The sequence below is a fragment of the Neoroseomonas eburnea genome (genome assembly GCF_018129005.1).
In the GTDB taxonomy this organism is placed as follows: domain Bacteria; phylum Pseudomonadota; class Alphaproteobacteria; order Acetobacterales; family Acetobacteraceae; genus Neoroseomonas; species Neoroseomonas eburnea.
The window spans coordinates 64913-86022 of record NZ_JAAEDL010000012.1; the positions used below are offsets into that span (position 1 = coordinate 64913).

Consider the following 21110-nt stretch of genomic DNA (forward strand, 5'->3'; position numbering starts at 1 on the left):
AACATCATTGCCGACCGCCGAAGCGAGAACCTTTGAGCAGATCCCGATCGGGCGGGACCATCTGATCGGTGAAGATGCTTGCAAAAACAAGGAGCTAGAGCGGTCCCCGTGAGCCAAGGCGACCGGAGACCGCTCTGGAGGGTGATTGGGCGCGGGCTCCCTTGTCGGCCCGCCGCCGATCGCCCTGCCGGTGGGGACCTGGCGCGGAAGATGCGACAGGCGAGGCGATCCCGCGCAGGAAAGCCACTGATCGCATAAAGATATCCTTATGAGTGATCGAGGAGTCTGGCCTCCCCTGCCCGGCCGTGCTACCGGCCCCACCAACCCGTGGTGAAAGAGAGCTAGACCCGCATGTCCGCTGCCGCCGATTTCGTCGTGAAGGACCTCTCCCTGGCCGGATGGGGCCGCAAGGAGATCTCGATGGCCGAGGACGAGATGCCCGGCCTGATGGCGACGCGCGCCGAATACGGCCCGTCCCAGCCGCTGAAGGGCGCGCGCGTCGCCGGCTGCCTGCACATGACCATCCAGACCGCCGTGCTGATCGAGACGCTGAAGGCACTCGGCGCGGATGTGCGCTGGTCGTCCTGCAACATCTTCTCGACCCAGGACCACGCCGCCGCGGCCATCGCCGCCACCGGCACGCCGGTCTTCGCGGTGAAGGGCGAAACGCTGCCGGAGTACTGGCAGTACGTGAGGCGCACGCTGGAATGGGGCGATGGCGGCACGCCGAACGTGCTGCTGGACGATGGCGGCGACATGACGCTGCTGGTCCATTACGGCCTGCGCGCCGAGCAGGGCGACACCGCCTTCCTCGACAAGGCGACGAACGAGGAAGAGACGGTCTTCTTCGCGCTGATCAAGGAATGCCTCGCCGCCAAGCCGGGATGGTTCGCGCAGCTCGCCAAGTCCATCGTCGGCGTGTCCGAGGAGACGACGACGGGCGTGCACCGCCTCTACAACATGGCGAAGGAGGGCAAGCTGCTCTTCCCCGCCATCAACGTGAACGACAGCGTCACCAAGTCGAAGTTCGACAACCTGTACGGCTGCCGTGAGTCGCTGGTGGACGCGATCCGCCGCGGCACCGACGTGATGATGGCCGGCAAGGTCGCCATGGTCTGCGGCTTCGGCGACGTGGGCAAGGGCTCGGCGGCGTCGCTGCGCAATGCCGGCTGCCGCGTCATGGTCAGCGAAGTCGATCCGATCTGTGCCCTGCAGGCCGCGATGGAAGGCTATGAGGTGGTGACGATGGAGCAGGCCGCCCCGCAGGCGGACATCTTCGTCACGGCGACCGGCAATGTGGACGTGATCACCGTCGACCACATGCGCGCGATGAAGCATCGCGCCATCGTCTGCAACATCGGCCACTTCGATTCCGAGATCCAGGTCGCCGGGCTGCGCAACTTCAAGTGGGACAACATCAAGCCGCAGGTGGACGAGATCGAGTTCCCGGACGGCAAGCGCATCATCCTGCTGTCCGAAGGCCGCCTGGTGAACCTCGGCAACGCGACCGGCCATCCCTCCTTCGTGATGTCGGCGTCCTTCACCAACCAGACGCTGGCGCAGATCGAGCTGTGGACCAACCCGGGCAAGTACGAGAAGAAGGTCTATGTGCTGCCGAAGCACCTGGACGAGAAGGTGGCCTCGCTGCACCTCGCGAAGGTCGGCGCGACGCTGACCAAGATGTCGCCGCAGCAGGCGGCGTATATCGGCGTCAGCCCGCAGGGGCCGTTCAAGGCGGAGCAGTACCGGTACTGACGGAACGCGGGGGAGAAGAGAACTTCTCCCCCGCACCCCCTCAACCTTCCTTGGCCTTTGGCGCCGCCTGCGGCTGTCATACCGGCCAGCCTTTCGGCTGAATCGGTCTGAGCGTTTTTTTCGCGCGCAGCCGCCACACCAACCCCGCGCGCCATGCCGCCGTGCCTCGCCGCCGACAGGTCCGCAGCAAGGCTCGGCGGCATCAGTTCCCAAATGACAAGGAAGGGAGGGGGATCGGGGGAGGTTCTCCTCCCCCGACCTTCAAGCAACCTCGAACAACCCGGCGGCCCCCTGCCCGCCGCCCACGCACATCGTCACCACCACGAACTTCGCCCCGCGCCGCTTGCCTTCGATGAGCGCGTGGCCCGTCATGCGTGCGCCCGACATGCCATAGGGATGCCCGATCGAGATCGCGCCGCCGTCCACGTTCAGCCGGTCCTGCGGAATGCCGAGCCGGTCGCGGCAGTATATCACCTGGCAGGCGAAGGCCTCATTCAGTTCCCACAGGCCGATGTCGTCGATCTTCAGCCCGTGCTGCTTCAGCAGCCTGGGCACGGCGAAGACGGGACCGATGCCCATTTCTCCCGGATCGCAGCCCGCCACCGCCATGCCGCGATAGATGCCGAGCGGCTGCAGACCACGGCGGGAGGCTTCGCGCTCCTCCATCAGGACGGCGGCGGAAGCCCCGTCGGAGAGCTGGCTCGCATTGCCGGCAGTGATGAAGCGGCCTTCCTTCACGGCCAAGCCATCCTTGAAGACGGGCTTCAGCGACTTCAGGCCTTCGAGCGTCGTATCGGCGCGGTTGCCCTCGTCGCGCCCCAGGGTGGTGGGCACGTCGCGCACCTCGCCGCTGGCCTTGTCGGCCACCTTCATCACCGAGCGCAGCGGCACGATCTCATCGTCGAAGGCGCCGCGGGCCTGGCCGGCGGCGGTGCGCTGCTGGCTCGTCAGCGCGTATTCATCCTGCGCGTCGCGGCTGATGCCGTAGCGGTCGGCGACGATCTCAGCGGTTTCCAGCATGGACATGTAGAGCTGCGGCACCCGTTGCATCAGCGCCGGGTCGGCGCGACGGAACCAGTTGGCCTTCTCGTTCTGCACCAGGGAGATGGATTCCAGCCCGCCGCCGACGGCGACCTGCATCCCATCGTGAATGATCTGCTTCGCCGCGGTGGCGATGGCCATGAGGCCGGAGGAACATTGCCGGTCGAGGCTCATCCCCGGAACGGTGTCCGGCAGGCCGGCGGCGAGTGCCACCTGGCGCCCGACATTCGATCCCTGGCAACCCTGCTGCAAGGCCGCGCCCATGATGACGTCCTCGACCTCGGCCGGATCGACCCGCGCGCGCTGCACCGCGGCATGCACGGCGTGCCCGCCGAGCGTCTGGGCGTTGGTGTCGTTGAAGGCGCCGCGATAGGCACGCCCGATCGGCGTGCGCGCGGTGGAGACGATGACGGCGCTGCGCATGGCGCTTCCCTTCCCTGCCGTGGCGTTCCCGACAGGGTAGCGAAGCGGTCAGGGCGCGCCCAGCCGCTTCCACACCCCGTCGGCGGTGGCGACGATGCGGTCCCCCACGGTGATCTGGCCGCGGACGAAGACCATGGACTTCGTCGCGCGCACCGCTTCCCCGCGCGCCTCCATGAAATCCCCGGCCCGCGCGGCGGAGACGAAATGCGTATTGAGCTGGATGGTCACCACCGGCGCGCGGTGCGCCGCTTCCCAGCAGGTGGCACCGAGGATCTGGTCGAGGAAGGTCACCAGCATGCCGCCATGGACGATGCCATGCGCGTTGCCGTGCTTCTCCTCGGCGAGCAGGCCGTAGGCCCAGGCGTCGCCTTCCTTCTTCGACCAGAAGGGGCCGACCAGGGTGGGGAAGCCGTCGGCGTGCCAGCGGAACGGCTTCCAGCCGGCAGCGACAGGGTCGAAGGGGGCGGGGGTGTCGGTCATGCGTCCGGCTTCGCCCGGCGGGCTGGCGGCGTCAACGGGGGGTGGTAGCGTGGCCCCCATGCGCCTGTTCCACGCCGCCGGATCCCCCTATGCCCGCATCGCCCGCATGGCGGTGATCGAACTCGGATTGCAGGACCGTGTTGCAGTGCAGGAGGCGACGCTGCGCGACCCCTTCTCCGCACTGCTGCCCTTCAACCCGGTGGGCCGGGTGCCGACCCTGGTGCTGGACGACGGCACGACGATCACCGAGACGACGCCGGTGCTGATGATGCTGGATAGCCTGGTCGAGCCCGCGCGCCGCCTGCTGCCGGGGCCGGACCGCCCGCGCGCTCTGGCCGCCTACGGGCGTGTCCTTGGCATGATGGACGGCATCGCGGTGTGGAACCGGGAACTGCGGCGGCCTCCTCATGAACGCTCGCCGGGCGTCATCGCCCTCGAGGCGTTGCGCGCCGTGCGCGTCGCGGATGCGCTGGAGCGCGACGTGGCGGCGGGCGTCTTCGTGGCGGAGGATGCGGCCTTTCTCGCGCTGGTTTCGCTGTTCGGATATTGCGAGCGGCGCCACACGATGTTCGACTGGCGTCAGGGAAGGCCTGCCCTGTCGGACCTGTTCGACGCGGCGCAGGCGCGCCCCTCCGTCGCGCAGACGGTGCCGCCGGCGGGCATGGGCGGCACGGCGCCGCCCATGCGCTGATCAGGTCGGCGCGCGGATGTTGCGCGCGCGGATGAGAGTGCCCCACTTCTCGCTCTCGCGCGTCCAATAGACGGCGAATTCGGCCGGCGTGCCGCCGACCGGATCGGCGCCCTGGGCCACGATCCGCTGGCGGAACGCGGGATCGTTCACCGCGGCGCGCACCGCCTCGGCCAGGCGGTCGGTCAGTGCGGCAGGCAGGCCCGCGGGCGCCATCAGCGCCATGTCGGTCGAGGATTCGAAGCCCGCCACGCCGGCTTCCTGCAGCGTCGGCACATCGGGTGCGAGCGGCGTGCGCGCCGAGGTGGACACCGCCAGCATCTTCAGCGTGCCGGCCGCGCGGTGCGGCAGCGCGGTGACGGCATCGATGAAGGAGACCTTCGTCTCCCCCGCCAGCACCGCCTGGGCGGAGGGTGCGCCGCCGCGATAGGGCACGTGGACCATGTCCAGGTTCGCCGCCGCCATCAGCAGTTCGGTCGCCAGATGGCTGGTCGCGCCGATCCCCGCCGAGGAGAAGTTCACCTGCCCCGGGTGGGTGCGCACATAGGCGAGGAACTCGGCGATGTTCGCGACCGGCAGGGAGGGATGCACGCAGAGCGACTGCGCCGTGCGCGCCACCAGGCTGATGCCGGTGAAGGCGGCGCGGTTGTCGTAGGGCAGTTGCGGCAGCAGATGCGGCGCGATGGCGTAGGTGCTGTTGGTGGCGAACAGCAGCGTGTAGCCATCCGGCCGCTGCTGGGCGACGTGGTTGTGGCCGATGGTGCCGGAGGCGCCGGCACGGTTCTCGACGACGAATTGCTGGCCGAAGACCTCGGTGAAGCGCTGCGCGAAGAGCCGCGTCATGGTGTCGGAGGACCCGCCGGCCGGCCAGGGATTGACCATCTGCACCGGCCGCGTGGGCCAGGTGCCCTGCGCGGCGGCGCCGCGCAGCGCGGGCACGGCAAGCGTGGCGGCGAACAGGGCGCGGCGGTGCAGCGCGGTCATGTCGTGGCCTCCTGTGGGGTGGGCAGGTCGATGACGAGGTTGCGGAAGGCGTCGACCGTGACGGTCGCGCCCGGCGGGACGGCACAGGTGGATTCGCGCTCCTCGACCAGCGCGGGGCCGGCGAAGGTCGCGCCGGGGGCGAGGGCGTAGCGGTCGATCACCGCGCAGTCCTGCCATCCGGCGGTCTCGAACAAAGCACGCCGTGTGCCACGCTCCGCGACGCGGCCCTCGACGACGTTGGCGCCCTTCATGTCGATGTCGCGCCCCGGCGCGGCGGCGGCGAGGCGCCAGGTCAGCGCCTCGACCGGCAGGTCCTCCAGCGCGCGGCCGAAGCGCTCGCGATAGGCGGCGAGAAAGCTCTCGCGGATCGCCGGCAGGTCGGCCGCCGTCGGCGTCATCGTCGGCAGCGGCACCGGGATCTCGAAGCCCTGGCCGACGTAACGCATGTCGGCCGCCGGTCTGAAGGCGATGGTCGCGGGATCGGCGCCGGCACCGGTCAGCAGCGTGCGGGCTTCCTCGGCCATCTCCGCGTACAGCGCGGCGACCTTGCCCCAGTCGAGCCGTTCCAGCCGCCCCACCAGGCTGCGCACCAGGTCGGTGGCCGGCGGCGCGACGAGGAAGCCGAGCGCGGAGGCCACACCCGCGCCGAGCGGCACCACCACGCGCTGCATCTTGAGCAGCCGCGCCAGTTCGCAGGCATGAACGGGCCCCGCACCGCCGAAGGCGATCAGCGTGTAGCGCCGCGGGTCGCGGCCCTTCTCCGCGAGGTGCATGCGCGTCGCCGCCGCCATGGTCTCGTCGACGATGCGGCGGATGCCGAGCGCGGCGTCGTCGGGCGTGACGTGCAGCGCCGTCGCGAGCCGGTCCGTCACCGCGCGCTTCACCGCATCGAGGTCGAGCGCCATCTCGCCACCCAGGAAGTAGGCGGGGTCGAGACGCCCGAGCACGAGGTCGGAATCGGTCACCGTCGGCTCGGTGCCGCCGCGGCCGTAGCAGATCGGTCCGGGCTTCGCGCCGGCGCTGCGCGGGCCGACCTTCATCAGGCCGGAGCCTTCCTCCACGCGGGCGATGGAACCGCCGCCGGCGCCGATCTCGATCATGTCCACGACCGAGACCTTGAGCGGCAGGCCGGAGCCCTTCTGGAAGCGGCGCACGCGGCCGGCCTCGAACTCGAACTTGCGGTCGGGCGCGCCGTTCTCGATCAGGCACATCTTCGCCGTGGTGCCGCCCATGTCGTAGGAGACGACATGCTCGAGCCCCGCCTGCCGCGCGAGCCAGGACGCCGCCATGGCGCCGGCCGCCGGCCCGGATTCGATCAGCCGGATCGGGAAGTCCTTCGCCTCCTGGACGGAAGCGATGCCGCCGCCGGAGAGCATCACATACAGCGCGCCGGTCACGCCGAGCGTCGCCAGCCGCGCTTCCAGCCGGTCCAGGTAACGCAGCATGCGCGGCTGGACGTAGGCATTGGCGCAGGCGGTGGAGATGCGCTCGAACTCGCGGATCTCCGGTGCCACGGCGGAGGAGAGCGTCAGCGCGATCCCCGGATGCGCGGCGCGGACGATCTCCGCGGCGCGCTTCTCGTGCCGCGCATCGCGCCAGGCATGCATGAAGCCGATGGCGATGGCCTCGACGCCTTCGGCGACCAGCGCATCGGCATTGCGGCGCACCGCGGCCTCGTCCAGCGGCTTCAGCTCCTCGCCATGGATGTCGAGGCGGCCCGGCACCTCCAGCCGCAGATGGCGCGGCACCAGCGTCGGCGGGGCTTCGAGGAAGAGGTCGTAGAGATCGTAGCGGGTTTCCTTGCCGATCTCGATGGAGTCGCGGAAACCCTCGGTCGTCAGCAGGCCAACCTTGCAGCCGGTGCGCTCGATGATGGTGTTGGTCACCAGCGTCGTGCCGTGCACCACGGAATGCAGCGCGCCGGGCGGCAGGCCGGTTTCCTCCAGCAGGCGGGCGATGCCGCCGACGATCGCCTCGGACGGGTCGTCGGGCGTCGTCAGGCGCTTGCCGGTGGCGACCAGGTTGCGCGCCGGGTCGTGCAGGACGAAGTCGGTGAAGGTGCCGCCGACGTCGACACCGATGCGGGCGGTGGCGGTCATGCTGCACGCGGGGGAAGGAGAACCTTCCCCCGCACCCCCATCCCTTTCTTCTGTCTATTGGTGCTGGCCACCGCTGTCAGTTCCCAAATGCCAAAAAAGGTTGGGGGGCGCGGGGGGAAGTTCCCTTCCCCCCGTCCCTTTTCCTCAGCCGCGATCATGTCGCCCCCCGTAGTCCCGCGCTGCGCCCTCGGGCGTGACGTAGCCATTGCGGATGTCCTCGGAGAGAGCGGCAGGGTCGCGCTCCGCCGGATCCCCGTACCCCCCGCCACCCGCATAGTGCAGGCGCAGCCGCGCGCCCGTGGCCACCGTGGTGCGGGACTTCGGATGTGGCCTGGTGCCGTCGGCGAGCTCGATCACCGAGGCAGCGCCCGGCCCGCCGCCGAGCACGCCCTGCGCCGGATGGTCGCGCCGGTCGGACAGCAGGGAGAGGCGCACCGCCTCGGGTGCGCGCACCTCGATCTCCACTTCCTGCCCGAGGCCGCCGCGGAACTTCCCGGCCCCGCCGGAATCCGGCAGCAGTTGCTTCTTCCAGACGACGAGCGGCGCGACGCTCTCATAGGCCTCGATCGAGCCCGCGCCGACATTGGTCGGGAAGGCGGTGGTCGGCAGGCCATCGCGATGCGGCGAGGCGCCCATGCCGCCGGAGGCGAAGAGCACCTGGGAAAACCGGTCGCCCTCCCGGTCCATGCCGCTGAACAGGGCGCGCATGGTCGGCGCGCCGCCGCATTCGGCGATGATCCTGTCGGGCATCACCGGCGCCAGGGCCTTGTAGATCGCGCCCGCCAGCAGATGGCCGGTGAGCTGCCGCGCGGAACAGGGCGCGGGGAAGCGCGGGTTGAGAATGCTGCCCTCCGGCGCCGCGACGGCGATGGCGCGGTAGGAGCCCTCGTTGCGCGGCGTGAAGGGATCCAGCGCGCATTTCACCGGATAGACCGAATAGGCATGGGTGTAGTTCATCACGCAGTTGATGCCGCGATCGACCTGCGGCGAGGTGCCTGCGTAGTCGATGTGCATGGTATCGCCGCGGATGGTGACCTCGCAGGCGATGCGGGTGATCGCCTCATCGAAGCCGTCCGCTTCGATCACGCTGCGCCAGGTGCCGTCGGGCAGCGCCGCGATGGCGCGGCGCATCGCCGCATCGGTGCGCTTCGACAGCGCCGTCGACAGCCCCTGCAGATTTGGCAGGCCGGTGTCGGCGAGGAATTCCGCCACCCCGGCCGCACAGACCTGGTTGGCGACGACCTGCGCCTCGAGGTCGCCCATCACCTGCCGCGGCACGCGGACATTGGAGAGCAGGACCTCGACGAGGTCGTCGTTGCGCTTGCCTTCGCGGTAGAGCCGCGACGGCGGGATGCGGATGCCTTCCTCGAAGAGCTCGCGGCAATCCGCCGACCACAGCGATCCGCCGACATCCGGCGAATGCGAGATCGAGCCCGCGAAGCCGACCAGCACGCCTTTGGCGAAGATCGGCGTCACGGCCGTGAAATCGGGCAGATGCCCGGTCGCTAGCCAGGGGTCGTTGGTGATGACGCAGTCGCCCGGTCGCCAGGTCTCGGCCGGGAAGCGCTCGAGGAAGGTCTTGGTCGTCTTCGGCAGGATGCAGGAGAAGGAGGCGATCCCGCCGGTGTTCTCGGACACGCTGTCGCCGTTGCTGTCCATCAGCACGGTGGCGAAGTCGTTGGACTCGCGCACGATGGTGGAGAAGGCGGTGCGCAACAGGCCGGTGGCGGCCTCGTCGGCGATGGAGATCAGCCGCGACCAGTGGATCTCGAGGCTGATGGGATCGAAGGCATCGGGATCGGGCATGGAGCGAATGGTTCACCGCCCTCGCCGAATGCGCAACCCTCCCGGCCCGCGTCAGGCCGTCGGCGCCGCCAGCGCGCCATGGAGGAAGACCTCGACCGCCTCGTTGACCACCCGCTCCATCGCGGCCTCGTCGGGCGCGTCCTGCAGGCCGAGCAGCAGCCACATATGCGCCGCGCCGAGGGCCATGGTGAACAGCATCCGGGCGGCCTGCCGCGCGTCGCGCAGGCGCAGGCGTCCGCGTTCCATCTCGACGGCGAGCCTGCGCTCGAGGGAACTCGCCCCCCGCCCCGGTCCGGCGCGATGGAAGGCGTCCGCCAGTTCGGGGGAACGCTTCACCTCGGCGATGACGAGGCGGAAGATGGCGATCTGCCGCGGCTCGAAGAGCTGTCGTACGAAGGACATCAGCATGCCGCGCAGCGCGGCGGCGAGGTCCGGCAGGTTCTCCATCTCCGGATCGACGCCGATCGGCGCGAGGCATTCCTGCATCACCGCCTCGAACAGCGCCTCCTTGGACGGGTAGTGCTGGTAGAGCGTGCGCTTGGACATGCCGGCGACGCGCGCGACCTCATCCATGTGGGCGGCGGCGTAGCCGTCGCGCAGGAAGACCGCCTCGGCCGCCTCCCGCAGGACGCGCGCGCGGTCCGCCTCCGTCAGCCGTCGCCGCGCGAGGAGCTCCGCCGTCGCGCTCATGACCTCCCCGATTGCGCCATGGCCCCGCTCCTCTCCTGCCAGCCGCCCCCGAGGGCACGGTACAGGGAAACGCGGTTCTGGAGTCGCTGCAATTCCAGGCTGATCAGCTCCTGCTGGGCGGTGAAGAGCTGGCGCTGGGAATCGAGCGGGGCCTGGTAGTTGTCGAGCCCGCTGCGGAAGCGCAGCAGCGAGAGCCGGTAGGCGTCCTGGTAGGACGCGACCAGCGCCCGCTGGGCGGCGATCTGCCGGTCGTAGGTGCCGCGCGCGGCGAGCGCGTCCGCCACTTCGCGGAAGGCGGACTGCACCGTGCGCTCATAGGTTGCGACCTGGATGTCGGTGCGGATGCGGGCGGCATCGAGGCTCCCCTGCAGGGCGCCGGCGGTGAAGATCGGCAGGTTGATCTGCGGCGCGAAGGTCCAGGTGCCGCTGCCGGCGCCGAAGAGCTGCGACAGGCCGGCGCTCGCCGTGCCGGCGCTGGCGGTCAGGGTGATGCTCGGGAAGAAGGCGGCACGGGCGGCGCCGATCTCGGCATTCGCGGCGGAAAGGTTGCGCTCCGCCGCCAGCACGTCCGGCCGGCGCAGCAGGATCTCCGAGGAGATGCCGGGCGAGACTTCCGCCACCGCCGGAGCACGGGCGGAGAGGGAGGCGGGCAGCAGGTCCTCCGGAACCGGGCCGCCGAGCAGCAGCGCCAGCGCGTTCACGTCCTGCGCCTTGAGGCGCGTGTAGCGTTCCAGGCTGGCGCGCGCGGTCTCGACCGAGGTCTGCGCCTGGCGGAGCGCGAGTTCCGTCGCCGTCCCGCCCTCATAGGCGGCGCGGGTGATGGACAGCGCCTCCTGCTGGTTGGCGAGCGTCCGCTGCGTGAGGTCGATCGCCTCCTGGTCGGCGGCGACGGCGAGCCAGGCATTGGCCACCTGCGCCACCAGGCTGATCTGGGCGCTGCGTCGGGTCTCGGCATAGCCGAGGTAGCGCTCGAAGGCCGCGGCGCTGAGGCTGCGGACGCGGCCGAAGAGGTCGATCTCATAGGCGCTGAAGCCGATGCCCGCGCCGTAGATGCGCCGGGTGATGCCCGCGGTGCTGTCGATCGGCACGGAGGACGAGCCGACGGCGAGCGGCGTGCGGCTGGCCTCCAGGCTGCCGGTGGCGCCGACCTGCGGGAAGAGGTCGGCGCGCTGCACGCGGAACTGCGCCTCGGCCAGCGCGACGTTCAGCACGGCGATGCGCAGGTCGCGGTTGCCGGCGAGCGCCGCCTCGATGGCACGGTGCAGGCGGGCATCGGTGAAGACGTCGCGCCAGCCGATGGCGTCGGCGTCCCGCACCGGATCCACCGGCGCCGGCGCAGCAGCGGTGCGACGGTAGGCAGGCCCGTCGGGCCAGCCGCCCGGCACCGAGGCATCGGTCGCCGGCCGGTCGGGAATCAGGCTGCAGCCGGCGGTGAGCAGCAGCGCGAGGGTCAGGGTCGGAAGGCGATGCATGGTCATTCCCCGGCCGCCGGCAGCGGGACCGGCGTGGCGGTTTCGGTGGTCCTCGGCTTGGTGCGGAACAGGCGCAGCACGACGAGGAAGAACACCGGCACGAAGGTGATGGCGAGCAGCGTGCCGGCGGCCACGCCGCCCAGCACGCCGATGCCGATGGCGTTCTGCCCGCCCGCGCCGGCGCCGGTGGAGATGGCGAGCGGCACCACGCCGAGGCCGAAGGCGAGCGAGGTCATGACGATCGGCCGCAGCCGCTGGCGCGCGGCGTCCACTGCCGCTTCCAGCAATCCCATCCCGCGGTCGAAATTCTCCTTGGCGAATTCGACGATGAGGATCGCGTTCTTGGCCGACAGCCCGATGGTGGTGAGCAGCCCGACCTGGAAGTAGATGTCGTTGGACAACCCGCGCAGCAGCGAGGCCCCGACCGCGCCGAGCACGCCGAGCGGCACCACCATCATCACCGCGGCCGGGATCGACCAGCTCTCGTAGAGCGCGGCGAGGCAGAGGAACACCACCAGCAGCGACAGCGCATAGAGCGCCGGCGCCTGCCCGGAGGACTGGCGTTCCTCGTAGGAGATGCCGCTCCAGGCATGGGTGAAGCCGGGCGGGAGCTGGGCGGCGAGGCGTTCCATCTCCGCCATGGCGTCGCCGGTGGTGAAGCCCGGCGCCGGCGCGCCGGCGATCTCGCGCGAGGCGATGCCGTTGAAGCGTTCGAGCCGCGGCGAGCCGTAGACCCATTCGGTGTGCCCGAAGGCCGAGAAGGGCACCATCTGCCCGGTCGCGTTGCGCACGAACCAGCGGTCGAGGTCGCCCGGCAGCATGCGCGCGCCGGCCTCGCCCTGCAGATAGACGCGCTTCACCCGGCCACGATCCATGAAGTCGTTGACGTAGGTGGACCCCCAGGCAGTGGAGAGCGTGGTGTTGATGTCGGAAACCGACAGGCCGAGGGCGCTCGCGCGTTCCCAGTCGATGACCAGGCGGAACTGCGCCTCGTCGTTCAGGCCGTTGGGGCGCACGGCCACCAGCATCGGGCTCTGCGCGGCGAGGCCGAGGAGCTGGTTGCGCGCGGCCATCAGTGCCTCATGCCCGCGGCCGCCCTGGTCGAGGAGCTGGAAGGTGAAGCCGGTGGCGTTGCCGAGCTCGGTGATCGCCGGCGGGGCGAAGCCGAAGATCATCGCGTCGCGGTAGGTGCCGAAGCGCCGCATGATGCGACCCGTCAGCGCCTGCACGCTGTTGGCGGCGCCGGGGCGCTCGCTCCAGTCGCGCAGCTTGACGAAGGCCATGCCGGAATTCTGGCCACGGCCGCTGAAGTTGAAGCCGTTGATGGCGAAGACCGAGGCGACGACGCCGCCTTCCTCCTCGAGCAGGTAGCGCGTCACCTCGTCCAGCGCGCGCTGGGTGCGGTCGGCGGTCGCGCCCGGCGGCGCGACGACCTGGACGAAGGCGATCCCCTGGTCCTCATCCGGCAGGAAGCCGCCGGGCAGGCGCAGGAACATCACGCCGAGCCCGGCCAGCAGCGCGGCATAGATCACCAGCATGCGGAAGGGCCGCCGCAGGCTGGCGCCGACGCCGCGCGTATAGCCGCGGTTGGCGCGGTCGAAGCCGCGGTTGAACCAGCCGAAGAAGCCGCAGGTGCCATGGCCGGGCTTGTGCGGCTTCAGCAGCGTGGCGCACAGGGCCGGGGTGAAGAAGATCGCCACCAGCACCGACAGCCCCATCGCGGTCGCGATGGTGATGGAGAACTGGCGGTAGATGACGCCGGTTGATCCGCCGAAGAAGGCCATCGGCAGGAAGACGGCGGAGAGCACCATGCCGATGCCGATCAGCGCGCCGGTGATCTGGTCCATCGAGCGGCGCGTGGCTTCGACAGGGGAGAGATGCTCCTCCGCCATCACGCGTTCGACGTTCTCGACGACGACGATGGCGTCGTCCACCAGCAGGCCGATCGCCAGCACCATGCCGAACATGGTCAGCGTGTTGATGCTGAAGCCCGCCGCCTGCAGCACCGCGAAGGTGCCCAGCAGCACGACCGGCACGGCGATGGTCGGGATCAGCGTGGCGCGGAAATTCTGCAGGAACAGGAACATCACCAGGAAGACGAGGCCGATGGCTTCGATCAGCGTGTGCACCACGCTGGTGATGGACAGCACGACAAAGGGCGTCGTGTCGTAGGGATAGACCACCTCGAGCCCCGATGGCAGCAGCGGGCGCAGCCGGTCGATGGTGGCGCGCACCGCCGCGGCGGTGTCGAGCGCATTGGCGCCGCTCGCCAGCTTCACGCCGATGCCCGCGGCGGGCCGGCCGTTGTAGAGGGAGCCGATGGCGTAGCTCTCGCTGCCGACCTCGACGCGGGCAACGTCGCGCAGCCTCACCTGCGACCCGTCCGTGCGCACGCGCAGCAGGATGCTGCCGAATTCCTCCGGCGAACGCAGGTAGGACGGGCCGATGACGGTGGCGTTGAGCTGCTGGCCCTCGACCGAGGGCAACGCGCCCATCTCGCCGCTCGCGACCTGGACGTTCTGCGCGCGGATCGCATCGGCGACATCGCCCGGCGTCAGGCCGAAATTCACCAGCTTCGCCGGGTCGAGCCAGATGCGCATGGCGTATTGCGACCCGAAGACCTGGTAGTCGCCCACGCCGGGCGTGCGGCTCAGCGGGTCCTGCACATTGGTCGTCAGGAAGTCCGAAATGTCGGAGTTCGTCATCCGCCCGTCGGACGAGACGAAGCCCACCACCATCAGGAAGTTGTTGGTCGCCTTGGCGACGCGGATGCCCTGCTGCTGGACGGTCTGCGGCAGGCGAGGCACGGCGAGCTGCACCTTGTTCTGCACCTGCACCTGCGCCGTGTCCGGGTTGGTGCCCTGGGCAAAGGTCAGCGTGATGGTGGCGCTGCCGTCCTTGCTGGCATTGGAGGAGAAGTAGAGCAGGTTGTCGATGCCGGTGAGCTGCTGCTCGATCACCTGCACGACGGTGCTCTGCACCGTCTCGGCCGAAGCGCCGGGATAGGTGACGGTGACGGAGATCGCCGGCGGCGCGATGGAAGGATACTGCGCGACCGGCAGTGCCCGCAGGGACAGCAGGCCGGCCAGCATGATGGCGATGGCAAGGACCCAGGCGAAGACCGGGCGGTCGATGAAGAAGCGGGCCATGTCGCGTGCCTCAGCCGCCGGTGCGCGCGTCGGCGACCTGGCCGGGTCGGGCCGGAGCCTCGGAGGCATTCACCCGCGCGCCGGGCCGGATGCGCAGCACGCCTTCGAGCACCACGCGGTCGCCGGCGGCGAGGCCCTCCGTCACCAGCCAGTTGGTGCCGATGGCGCGGCTGGTCTTCAGCACGCGCTGCTCCACCACGCCCTGCGCATTCACGACATAGGTCATGGGCTCGCCGCGCGGCGTGCGGAGCACGGCCTGTTGCGGCACCAGCAGGGCCTGGTCGATCACACCCTCCTCGACGCGGGCCCGGACGAACATGCCCGGCATCAGCAACCCGTCCGGGTTGGGGAAGACGGCGCGCAGCGTCACCGACCCGGTGCCCTGGTCGACGATGACCTCGGAGAACTGGATCTCCCCGCGGCGGGCGTATTCGGTGCCGTCCTCGAGGATCAGCACCGCCGATGCGCGGTCGGCGGCATCGCGGCGCAGCACGCCCTCGGCGACGTCGCGGCGCTGGCGCAGCAGGGCGGCGCTCGGCTGCGTCACGTCGACGTAGATCGGATCGAGCTGGGTGACGGTGACGAGGGCGCTTGCCTGGCTCGCCGTGACCAGCGCGCCGACGGTGACGGACGATCGCCCGGTGCGCCCCGCGATCGGCGAGTTCACCACCGTGTAGCCGAGATTGATCCGCGCCGTGTCCACCGCCGCCCTGGCCGAGGCGACATCGGCCTCCGCCTGGCGCAGCGTGGCTTCCGCGACGTCGAGATCCTGCTGGCTGACGGCGCGTGCGCGCACCAGCGGGCGGTAGCGGTTGACGGTGATCTCGGCCGAATGGGCCGCGGCCTCGGCGCGGGCGAGGGTCGCCTCGGCGGTTTCCAGCGCCGCCTGGAAGGGCGCGGGATCGATGCGGAACAGCGGCTGCCCGGCCGTGACCTCCTCCCCTTCGGTGAAGAGGCGTTCGCGCAGCACGCCGCCGACCTGCGGGCGAACCTCGGCGACCCGGTAGGCCGCGGTGCGGCCGGGGAGCACGGTGGTCACCGGCGCTGGCTGGTGGCGCAGGGTGACGACGGTGACCTCGGTCGGCGGGGGCGGCGCGGGCGCGGCATTGGCCGCACCAGGCGGCTTGTCGTCGCAGGCGGCGAGGGCGAGCAGCCCCAGCGCCGCGACAACGCGACGGGTCCCGCGTGCGGGCAAGGCGGCGGCGAGGGGCATACCGGGCTCCATATGAGAAAACCAGTCAGTTTCCGATCTTGGAAACTAATGAGTTTCCCATTTCCGTCAAGGCACATATTGCAACGCAACATGACGCGCCACCGGGCCGATACCGAGGCACAGCACCGGATGCCGCGGCTCGGACCGATGGGCATGGGCTTTGACAGAGTGCGACCGCCGGCCTAGGGTTCTCTCTAACGAAAATTCTATTCTCTATGGAGAAGACGTCCCGGTGGCCAAGGAAGTCGGCGCAGTCATCGCCGCCACGCGGATCCTGCGTTTCCTCGCCACGCACCGCCGCCCGGCGGGCGTCACCGAGGTGGCGCGATCGCTCGCGCTCAACCCCTCCACCTGCTTCAACATCCTGCGCACCCTCGCGGCCGAGGGGCTGGTCGCCTTCGATCCTGCGGCGAAGACCTATTCGCCCGGGCTGGGACTGGCGGAGCTCGCCGCCTCGGCGCTCGACGGCGTCGGCGCGGTGCGCGTGGTGCGGCCGCATCTGGAGGCGCTGGCCGACAGTTTCGGCGTGACCATGACGCTATGGCTGCGCGCCGGCCCGGACCGCGTGGTGCTGGTGGACCGCGCGGAAGGCAGCGCCATGGTCCGCATCCACATGAACATCGGCCAGCGCCTGCCGCTGCTGATCGGCGCGCTCGGCCGCTGCATGGCAGCCCATGCCGGCCTGCCGGAGGAGGAACTGGCGCGTCGCTACGCGCTGCTGCGATCCGACGCGCTGCCGCCCTTCGCCACCTTCCTGCGCCAGGTCGCGCAGGCGCGGCGCGACGGCTACGCGGCGGACGTGAACAACTTCGTCTCCGGCATCACCACCGTCTCTGCCGCGGTGCGCGACGGTGCGGGGCAGCCGGTGATGGCGATCTCGGCCGTCGATCTCACGGCCCGGCTCGGCCGCGCCACCACCCGCCGCCTCGGTGCCGCGCTCGCCGCGGCGGCCGAGGAGGTCGGCCGCGCCCTCGGCGCGCGACCGACCGGCGCCGCCATCCTGCCAGCCGCCTGAGGAGAGCATGGACTTCACCTTCACCCCCGAGCAGGAGGCGCTGCGCGACACCGTGCGCCGCTTCGCCGAGACCGAACTCGCCCCGTTGGCGCGCGAGGCCGACGACACCGAGATCTTTCCGAAGCACCTGTTCCGCCGCTTCGGCGAGCTCGGCCTGATCGGCGTGCGCTACCCCGCCGAGGATGGCGGCGCGGGTTTCGACAAGGTCTCCGACTGCATCCTGCGGGAGGAAATGTCGCGGGTCTGCCAGGCCTTCTCCTCCTCCTGGTCCGGGCACAGCCATCTCGGCATCTGGCCGATCTGGAAAGCGGGCACCGAATCGCAGAAGGAGCGCTTCTTCCGCCCTGGCCTGACGGGCGAGAAGATCGCCGGCTTCGCGTTGTCGGAACCCGATGGCGGCTCCGACATCCGCGCCATGCGCACGCGGGCGGAGAAGGTCGAGGGCGGCTGGCGGCTCAAGGGATCGAAGCTCTACATCACCAATGCGCCGATCGCCGATTTCCTGACCCTCGCCGCGCGCACCCGGCCGGAGCTGACGCCGGATGCGATCAGCCTGTTCCTGGTGGAGTTGCCCAACCCGGGCATCACCATCACCCGGCTGAAGAAGGAAGGCATCCGCGGATCGGATACCGGGCTGCTCTACATCGAGGACGCCTTCGTTCCCGATGACTGTCTGCTCGGCGAACGCACCGGCACCTATCCGGTGGTGCTGGAGAGCCTGGTCGAGAACCGCGTCGGCGTCGCGGCGAATGCGCTCGGCATGGCGCAGGGGGCGCTGGAAGCGGCGCTGGACTACGCGAAGACGCGCCTGGTGCGCGGCAAGCCGATCGGGCAGTTCCAGGCCATCGCGCACAAGCTCGCCGATATGGCGGCCGAGATCGAGGCCGCGCGCTGGCTCGTCTACTACGGCGCCTGGCGCGTGGATCAGGGCACGCTGGATGCGGCGACGGCAGCGAAAGTGAAGCTCGTCGCCTCCGAATGCGCGGTGCGCGTCTCCGAAGCCGCGATCCGCATCCATGGCGGCGCCGGGCTGATGCGGGACTACCCGGTCGGGCGCATCCATCGCGACTCCCTCGTCTACGTCATCGGCGAGGGGACATCGGAGATCCAACGCAACCTCATCGCACGGGGGCTCGGACTGTGAGCGACTACCAGGCCATCACCTGGCGGGTGGAGGACGGCGTCGGCGTCCTCACCATGAACCGCCCGGACAAGCGCAATGCGCTCGACGTGACCATGCGGGAGGAGATCGCCGACGTCGTGCTGCGCGCGCGGCGAGATGCGGCGGTGAAGGCGTTGTTGATCACCGGCGCGGGCGGCGCCTTCTGTGCCGGCGGCGACCTCGCCGCGCTGGGCGAGACGCGATCCAGCGTCGAGGCGGCGCGCGAGCGCATCCGCGCCCTGCATGTCTGGTTGCCGGAGCTGATCAACCTGGAGAAGCCTGTCATCGCCGCGGTGGACGGCGCCGCCTTCGGTGCCGGCTTCATGCTGGCGCTCGCGGCGGACTTCGTGCTGGCGAGCCCGCGCGCGCGCTTCTGCGCGGTCTTCGCGCGCGTCGGCCTGGTGCCGGACCTCGGCGCCTTCTGGCTGCTGCCGCGCATCCTCGGCCTGCAGCGCGCGAAGGAGCTGGTGATGACGGCGCGCACGGTGGATGCGGAGGAAGCGAAGTCGCTCGGCTTCGTGCTGGAGATCCATCCGCAGGAAGCGCTGGCCGAGCGCGCCATGGCCTTCGCCGCTCGCTTCCGGAACGCGCCGACCACGGCGCTCGGCATGGCGAAGCACGCGCTGAACCAGTCCTTCAACCTGGATCAGCGGGCGCTCGGCGAGATCGAGGCCTATGCCCAGGGCATGGCGATCGCCGGCGCCTATCATCACGAGGCGGTGCAGCGCTTCCTGACCAAGCAGCCACTGGCCTTCGACTGGGATCGCATGGCCAAGGAGGCGAGTGCATGAAGCAGCGCGCCATCATCACCGGTGCGGCCGACACGGCGGTCGGCGAACTGCCCGGTTCCACCTGCATGGGGCTGCATGCGGAGGCGGCCTCGCTCGCGCTGGCGGATGCCGGGCTGAAGCCTTCCGACATCGACGGCGTGCTCTGTGCCTATTCCTTCACCGAGCCGCACCTGATGCTCGCCTCGGTCTTCTGCGAGTATTTCGGGATCCAGCCGGCCTATTCCGCTGCGATCCATGCGGGCGGCGCGACCGGCTGCGTCATGGCGATGCAGGCCGCCGCGCTGGTGAAGTCCGGCATCTGCCGCCATGTGCTGGTGGTGGCAGGCGACAACCGCCTGAGCGGCCTGTCGCGCGACAGGGCCGTGGCCGCGCTGGCCGAGGTCGGCCACCCGCAGTTCGAACGCCCCTTCGGCGTGACGATCCCCGCGCTCTATGGCCTGGTGGCGCAGGCCTACATGCACGAATACGGCGCCACGCCGGAACACCTGGCGGCGATGGCCGTGGCCAGCCGCACCCATGCGACGCGCAACCCCAAGGCGCAGATGCGCAAGCCGATGACGGTGGCCGATGTGCTCGCCAGCCGCTTCATCTCGGAGCCGCTGCGCCTGCTCGATTGCTGCCTGATCTCCGATGGCGGCGCGGCGATCGTCGTCAGCGCGGCGGATGCGGCGAGGGACACGGCGAAGCGCGCGATTGCCGTGCTCGGCACCGGGCAGAAGAACACGCATGAGCATCTGGTCGCCGCGCCCAGCCTGACGGAGTTCGGCTGCCGCGACAGCGCCGCCCAGGCCTTCGGCCGCGCCGGCGTCACACCCGCCGACATCGACGTGGCGGAGATCTACGACAGCTTCACCATCACGCTGCTGGTCGAGCTGGAATCGATCGGCTTCTTCCAGAAGGGCGAGGCCGGGCCGGCGGCGCTCGCCGGCGCGCTCGACCTCGGCGGAAGCCTGCCGTGCAACACGCATGGCGGGCTGATGTCCTACGCCCATTCCGGCGCCGCCGGCGGGCTGTTCCACGTGGTCGAGGCGGTGCGCCAATTGCGCGGCGAAGCCGAGGCGCGCCAGGTGCGTGATGCGGAGCTCGCCTTCGTGCATGGCGATGGCGGCATCCTCTCCGCCCATTGCTCGCTGGTGCTCGGGAGGCAGTGACATGACCGACAAGCCATGGCCCGTGCCGAATGCCGACACCGCATCCTTCTGGGAAGGCTGCGCGCAGGGTGAGCTGCGCCTGCAACGCTGCCTGTCCTGCGGCGCGGCGCAGTTCCCGCCGCGCGCGCTCTGCGCACGCTGCCACGCGCCCTCCCCGGCGTGGGAGAAGGCGAGCGGCCGCGGCCGCATCGTCAGCCATACGCGCGTCCATCGCCCGCCTTCGCCGGCCTTCAAGGCGGAGGTGCCCTACGTCGTCGCGTTGGTCGCGCTGGAGGAAGGGCCGCGCATCATGGTGAACCTGCGTGGCACGGCGGCGGATGACCCGCAGATCGACGACGCCGTGTGCATCGGCTTCGACCCGCCGGCCGGCCCAAATGGCATTGCCCTGCCGCATGCCGTCGCCGCGGAGGCGCCATGATCACCTACGAGAGCTTCACCCCCGGCCAGGTGATGGGGCGCAGCGAGGCGGTGCTCGATGCCGCGAAGCTGCAGGCCTGGCAGGCGCTGTTCCCGGAGGACGACCTGGGCGGCGCGATGCCGCACGGCATGGTCGCCGCCATCGCCATGCGTGCCTATGCCGAGGTGCTGCAACCGCGCCCGCCGGGCAACGTCCACGCCGCGCAGCATTTCGACCTGCTGCGCCTGCCGCATGTCGGCGAGCACCTGACCACCACCATCACCTGCCTTGAGAAGGAAGTGCGCAAGGGCCGCTTCCGGGTGACGCTCGGCATGGACACCGCCGGCACGGAAGGCCCCGCCTTTCGCGGCCGCATGACGGTGCTGTGGGCCGCATGATGCCGGACACCCTGCCCGAGGTGAGCAGGATGGTGGATCGCAGCGCCATCCTCGCCTACGCCGCCATCACCGACGACTACAACCCGCTGCACGTGGACGAGGCCTTCGCCGCCGGCACGCCCTTCGGCAAGCCGATCGCGCACGGGATGCTGTCGCTGAACCTGGTGTGGCAATCGCTGCGCCGCGCCTTCGGGCAGGCCATGCCGATCGCGCTCGATGTGCGGTTCGTGCGGCCGGTCCTGCAGGACACTCGGGTCACCGCCGGAGGCCATCGCCGCAAGGACGGCGCCTACGACGTCTGGGTCCGCAATGGCGCCGGCGACGACGTGATCATCGGCACCGCCTGGCCGGCCGGCAGTGTGGCGCGGAAGCCGGATCAACCGGCATGACGAAGCA

18 protein-coding genes are annotated in these 21110 nt (G+C 70.3%); 9 read left to right on the forward strand and 9 right to left on the reverse strand.

Features of this window, described 5'->3' with window-relative positions:
* Positions 1 to 351 precede the first annotated feature (351 nt).
* Positions 352 to 1755, forward strand: a complete 1404-nt coding sequence (gene ahcY, locus GXW74_RS13610) for an adenosylhomocysteinase (RefSeq protein WP_211847058.1) — start codon at positions 352 to 354, stop codon at positions 1753 to 1755.
* A gap of 261 nt (positions 1756 to 2016) precedes the next feature.
* Here ahcY and GXW74_RS13615 read toward each other — a convergent pair whose 3' ends face one another.
* The gene (locus tag GXW74_RS13615) at positions 2017 to 3219 is read right to left on the reverse strand and encodes an acetyl-CoA C-acyltransferase (protein ID WP_211847059.1); all 1203 of its coding nucleotides are present in this window, start codon (positions 3217 to 3219) and stop codon (positions 2017 to 2019) included.
* Positions 3220 to 3267: 48 nt separating this feature from the next.
* Positions 3268 to 3699 (reverse strand): PaaI family thioesterase, encoded by a 432-nt coding sequence (locus GXW74_RS13620; RefSeq protein ID WP_211847060.1) that lies wholly within the window; start codon positions 3697 to 3699, stop codon positions 3268 to 3270.
* 58 nt (positions 3700 to 3757) lie between these two features.
* Between GXW74_RS13620 and GXW74_RS13625 the strand changes: the two genes are divergently transcribed.
* The gene (locus GXW74_RS13625; protein ID WP_246523335.1) at positions 3758 to 4390 is read left to right on the forward strand and encodes a glutathione S-transferase family protein; all 633 of its coding nucleotides are present in this window, start codon (positions 3758 to 3760) and stop codon (positions 4388 to 4390) included.
* On the opposite strand, the gene GXW74_RS13630 is transcribed toward GXW74_RS13625, so the two are convergent.
* The 7 genes from GXW74_RS13630 to GXW74_RS13660 form a co-directional block, all read right to left on the reverse strand.
* A complete protein-coding gene (locus GXW74_RS13630; protein WP_211847062.1) occupies positions 4391 to 5371 on the reverse strand; it encodes a Bug family tripartite tricarboxylate transporter substrate binding protein in 981 nt (326 codons plus the stop codon).
* Positions 5368 to 7470 (reverse strand): hydantoinase/oxoprolinase family protein, encoded by a 2103-nt coding sequence (locus GXW74_RS13635; RefSeq protein WP_211847063.1) that lies wholly within the window; start codon positions 7468 to 7470, stop codon positions 5368 to 5370. Before GXW74_RS13635 ends, GXW74_RS13630 begins: the two co-directional genes overlap by 4 nt.
* A gap of 144 nt (positions 7471 to 7614) precedes the next feature.
* A complete protein-coding gene (locus GXW74_RS13640; protein WP_211847064.1) occupies positions 7615 to 9276 on the reverse strand; it encodes a hydantoinase B/oxoprolinase family protein in 1662 nt (553 codons plus the stop codon).
* A gap of 51 nt (positions 9277 to 9327) precedes the next feature.
* A complete protein-coding gene (locus GXW74_RS13645; protein ID WP_211847065.1) occupies positions 9328 to 9966 on the reverse strand; it encodes a TetR/AcrR family transcriptional regulator in 639 nt (212 codons plus the stop codon).
* A complete protein-coding gene (locus tag GXW74_RS13650; protein ID WP_211847066.1) occupies positions 9963 to 11438 on the reverse strand; it encodes an efflux transporter outer membrane subunit in 1476 nt (491 codons plus the stop codon). The genes GXW74_RS13645 and GXW74_RS13650 overlap by 4 nt, the downstream gene beginning before the upstream one ends.
* Positions 11439 to 11440: 2 nt before the next feature.
* Positions 11441 to 14587 (reverse strand): efflux RND transporter permease subunit, encoded by a 3147-nt coding sequence (locus GXW74_RS13655; protein ID WP_211847067.1) that lies wholly within the window; start codon positions 14585 to 14587, stop codon positions 11441 to 11443.
* Between the two features lie 10 nt (positions 14588 to 14597).
* The gene (locus GXW74_RS13660) at positions 14598 to 15800 is read right to left on the reverse strand and encodes an efflux RND transporter periplasmic adaptor subunit (RefSeq protein ID WP_211847068.1); all 1203 of its coding nucleotides are present in this window, start codon (positions 15798 to 15800) and stop codon (positions 14598 to 14600) included.
* Positions 15801 to 16032: 232 nt separating this feature from the next.
* Here GXW74_RS13660 and GXW74_RS13665 point away from each other — a divergent pair, with 232 nt between their 5' ends.
* The 7 genes from GXW74_RS13665 to GXW74_RS13695 are packed head-to-tail and all read left to right on the forward strand — an operon-like array spanning position 16033 to position 21103.
* A complete protein-coding gene (locus GXW74_RS13665; RefSeq protein ID WP_211847069.1) occupies positions 16033 to 16815 on the forward strand; it encodes an IclR family transcriptional regulator in 783 nt (260 codons plus the stop codon).
* A 7-nt stretch (positions 16816 to 16822) separates the two neighbouring features.
* Positions 16823 to 17959 carry an acyl-CoA dehydrogenase family protein gene (locus GXW74_RS13670; protein WP_211847070.1) on the forward strand — a complete coding sequence of 379 codons (1137 nt, stop codon included), beginning with the start codon at positions 16823 to 16825 and terminating at the stop codon, positions 17957 to 17959.
* The gene (locus tag GXW74_RS13675) at positions 17956 to 18768 is read left to right on the forward strand and encodes an enoyl-CoA hydratase/isomerase family protein (protein ID WP_211847071.1); all 813 of its coding nucleotides are present in this window, start codon (positions 17956 to 17958) and stop codon (positions 18766 to 18768) included. Before GXW74_RS13670 ends, GXW74_RS13675 begins: the two co-directional genes overlap by 4 nt.
* Positions 18765 to 19919: a thiolase family protein gene (locus GXW74_RS13680; RefSeq protein WP_211847072.1), complete on the forward strand. Its 1155-nt coding sequence runs from the start codon at positions 18765 to 18767 to the stop codon at positions 19917 to 19919. Before GXW74_RS13675 ends, GXW74_RS13680 begins: the two co-directional genes overlap by 4 nt.
* Before the next feature lies 1 nt (position 19920).
* Complete coding sequence (locus GXW74_RS13685) at positions 19921 to 20337, forward strand: Zn-ribbon domain-containing OB-fold protein (RefSeq protein WP_211847073.1); 417 nt, start codon at positions 19921 to 19923, stop codon at positions 20335 to 20337.
* A complete protein-coding gene (locus GXW74_RS13690) occupies positions 20334 to 20714 on the forward strand; it encodes a hotdog family protein (RefSeq protein WP_211847074.1) in 381 nt (126 codons plus the stop codon). The genes GXW74_RS13685 and GXW74_RS13690 overlap by 4 nt, the downstream gene beginning before the upstream one ends.
* Entirely contained in the window at positions 20711 to 21103 is a 393-nt protein-coding gene (locus GXW74_RS13695) for a MaoC family dehydratase (protein ID WP_211847075.1), read from the forward strand. Before GXW74_RS13690 ends, GXW74_RS13695 begins: the two co-directional genes overlap by 4 nt.
* Positions 21104 to 21110 lie beyond the last annotated feature (7 nt).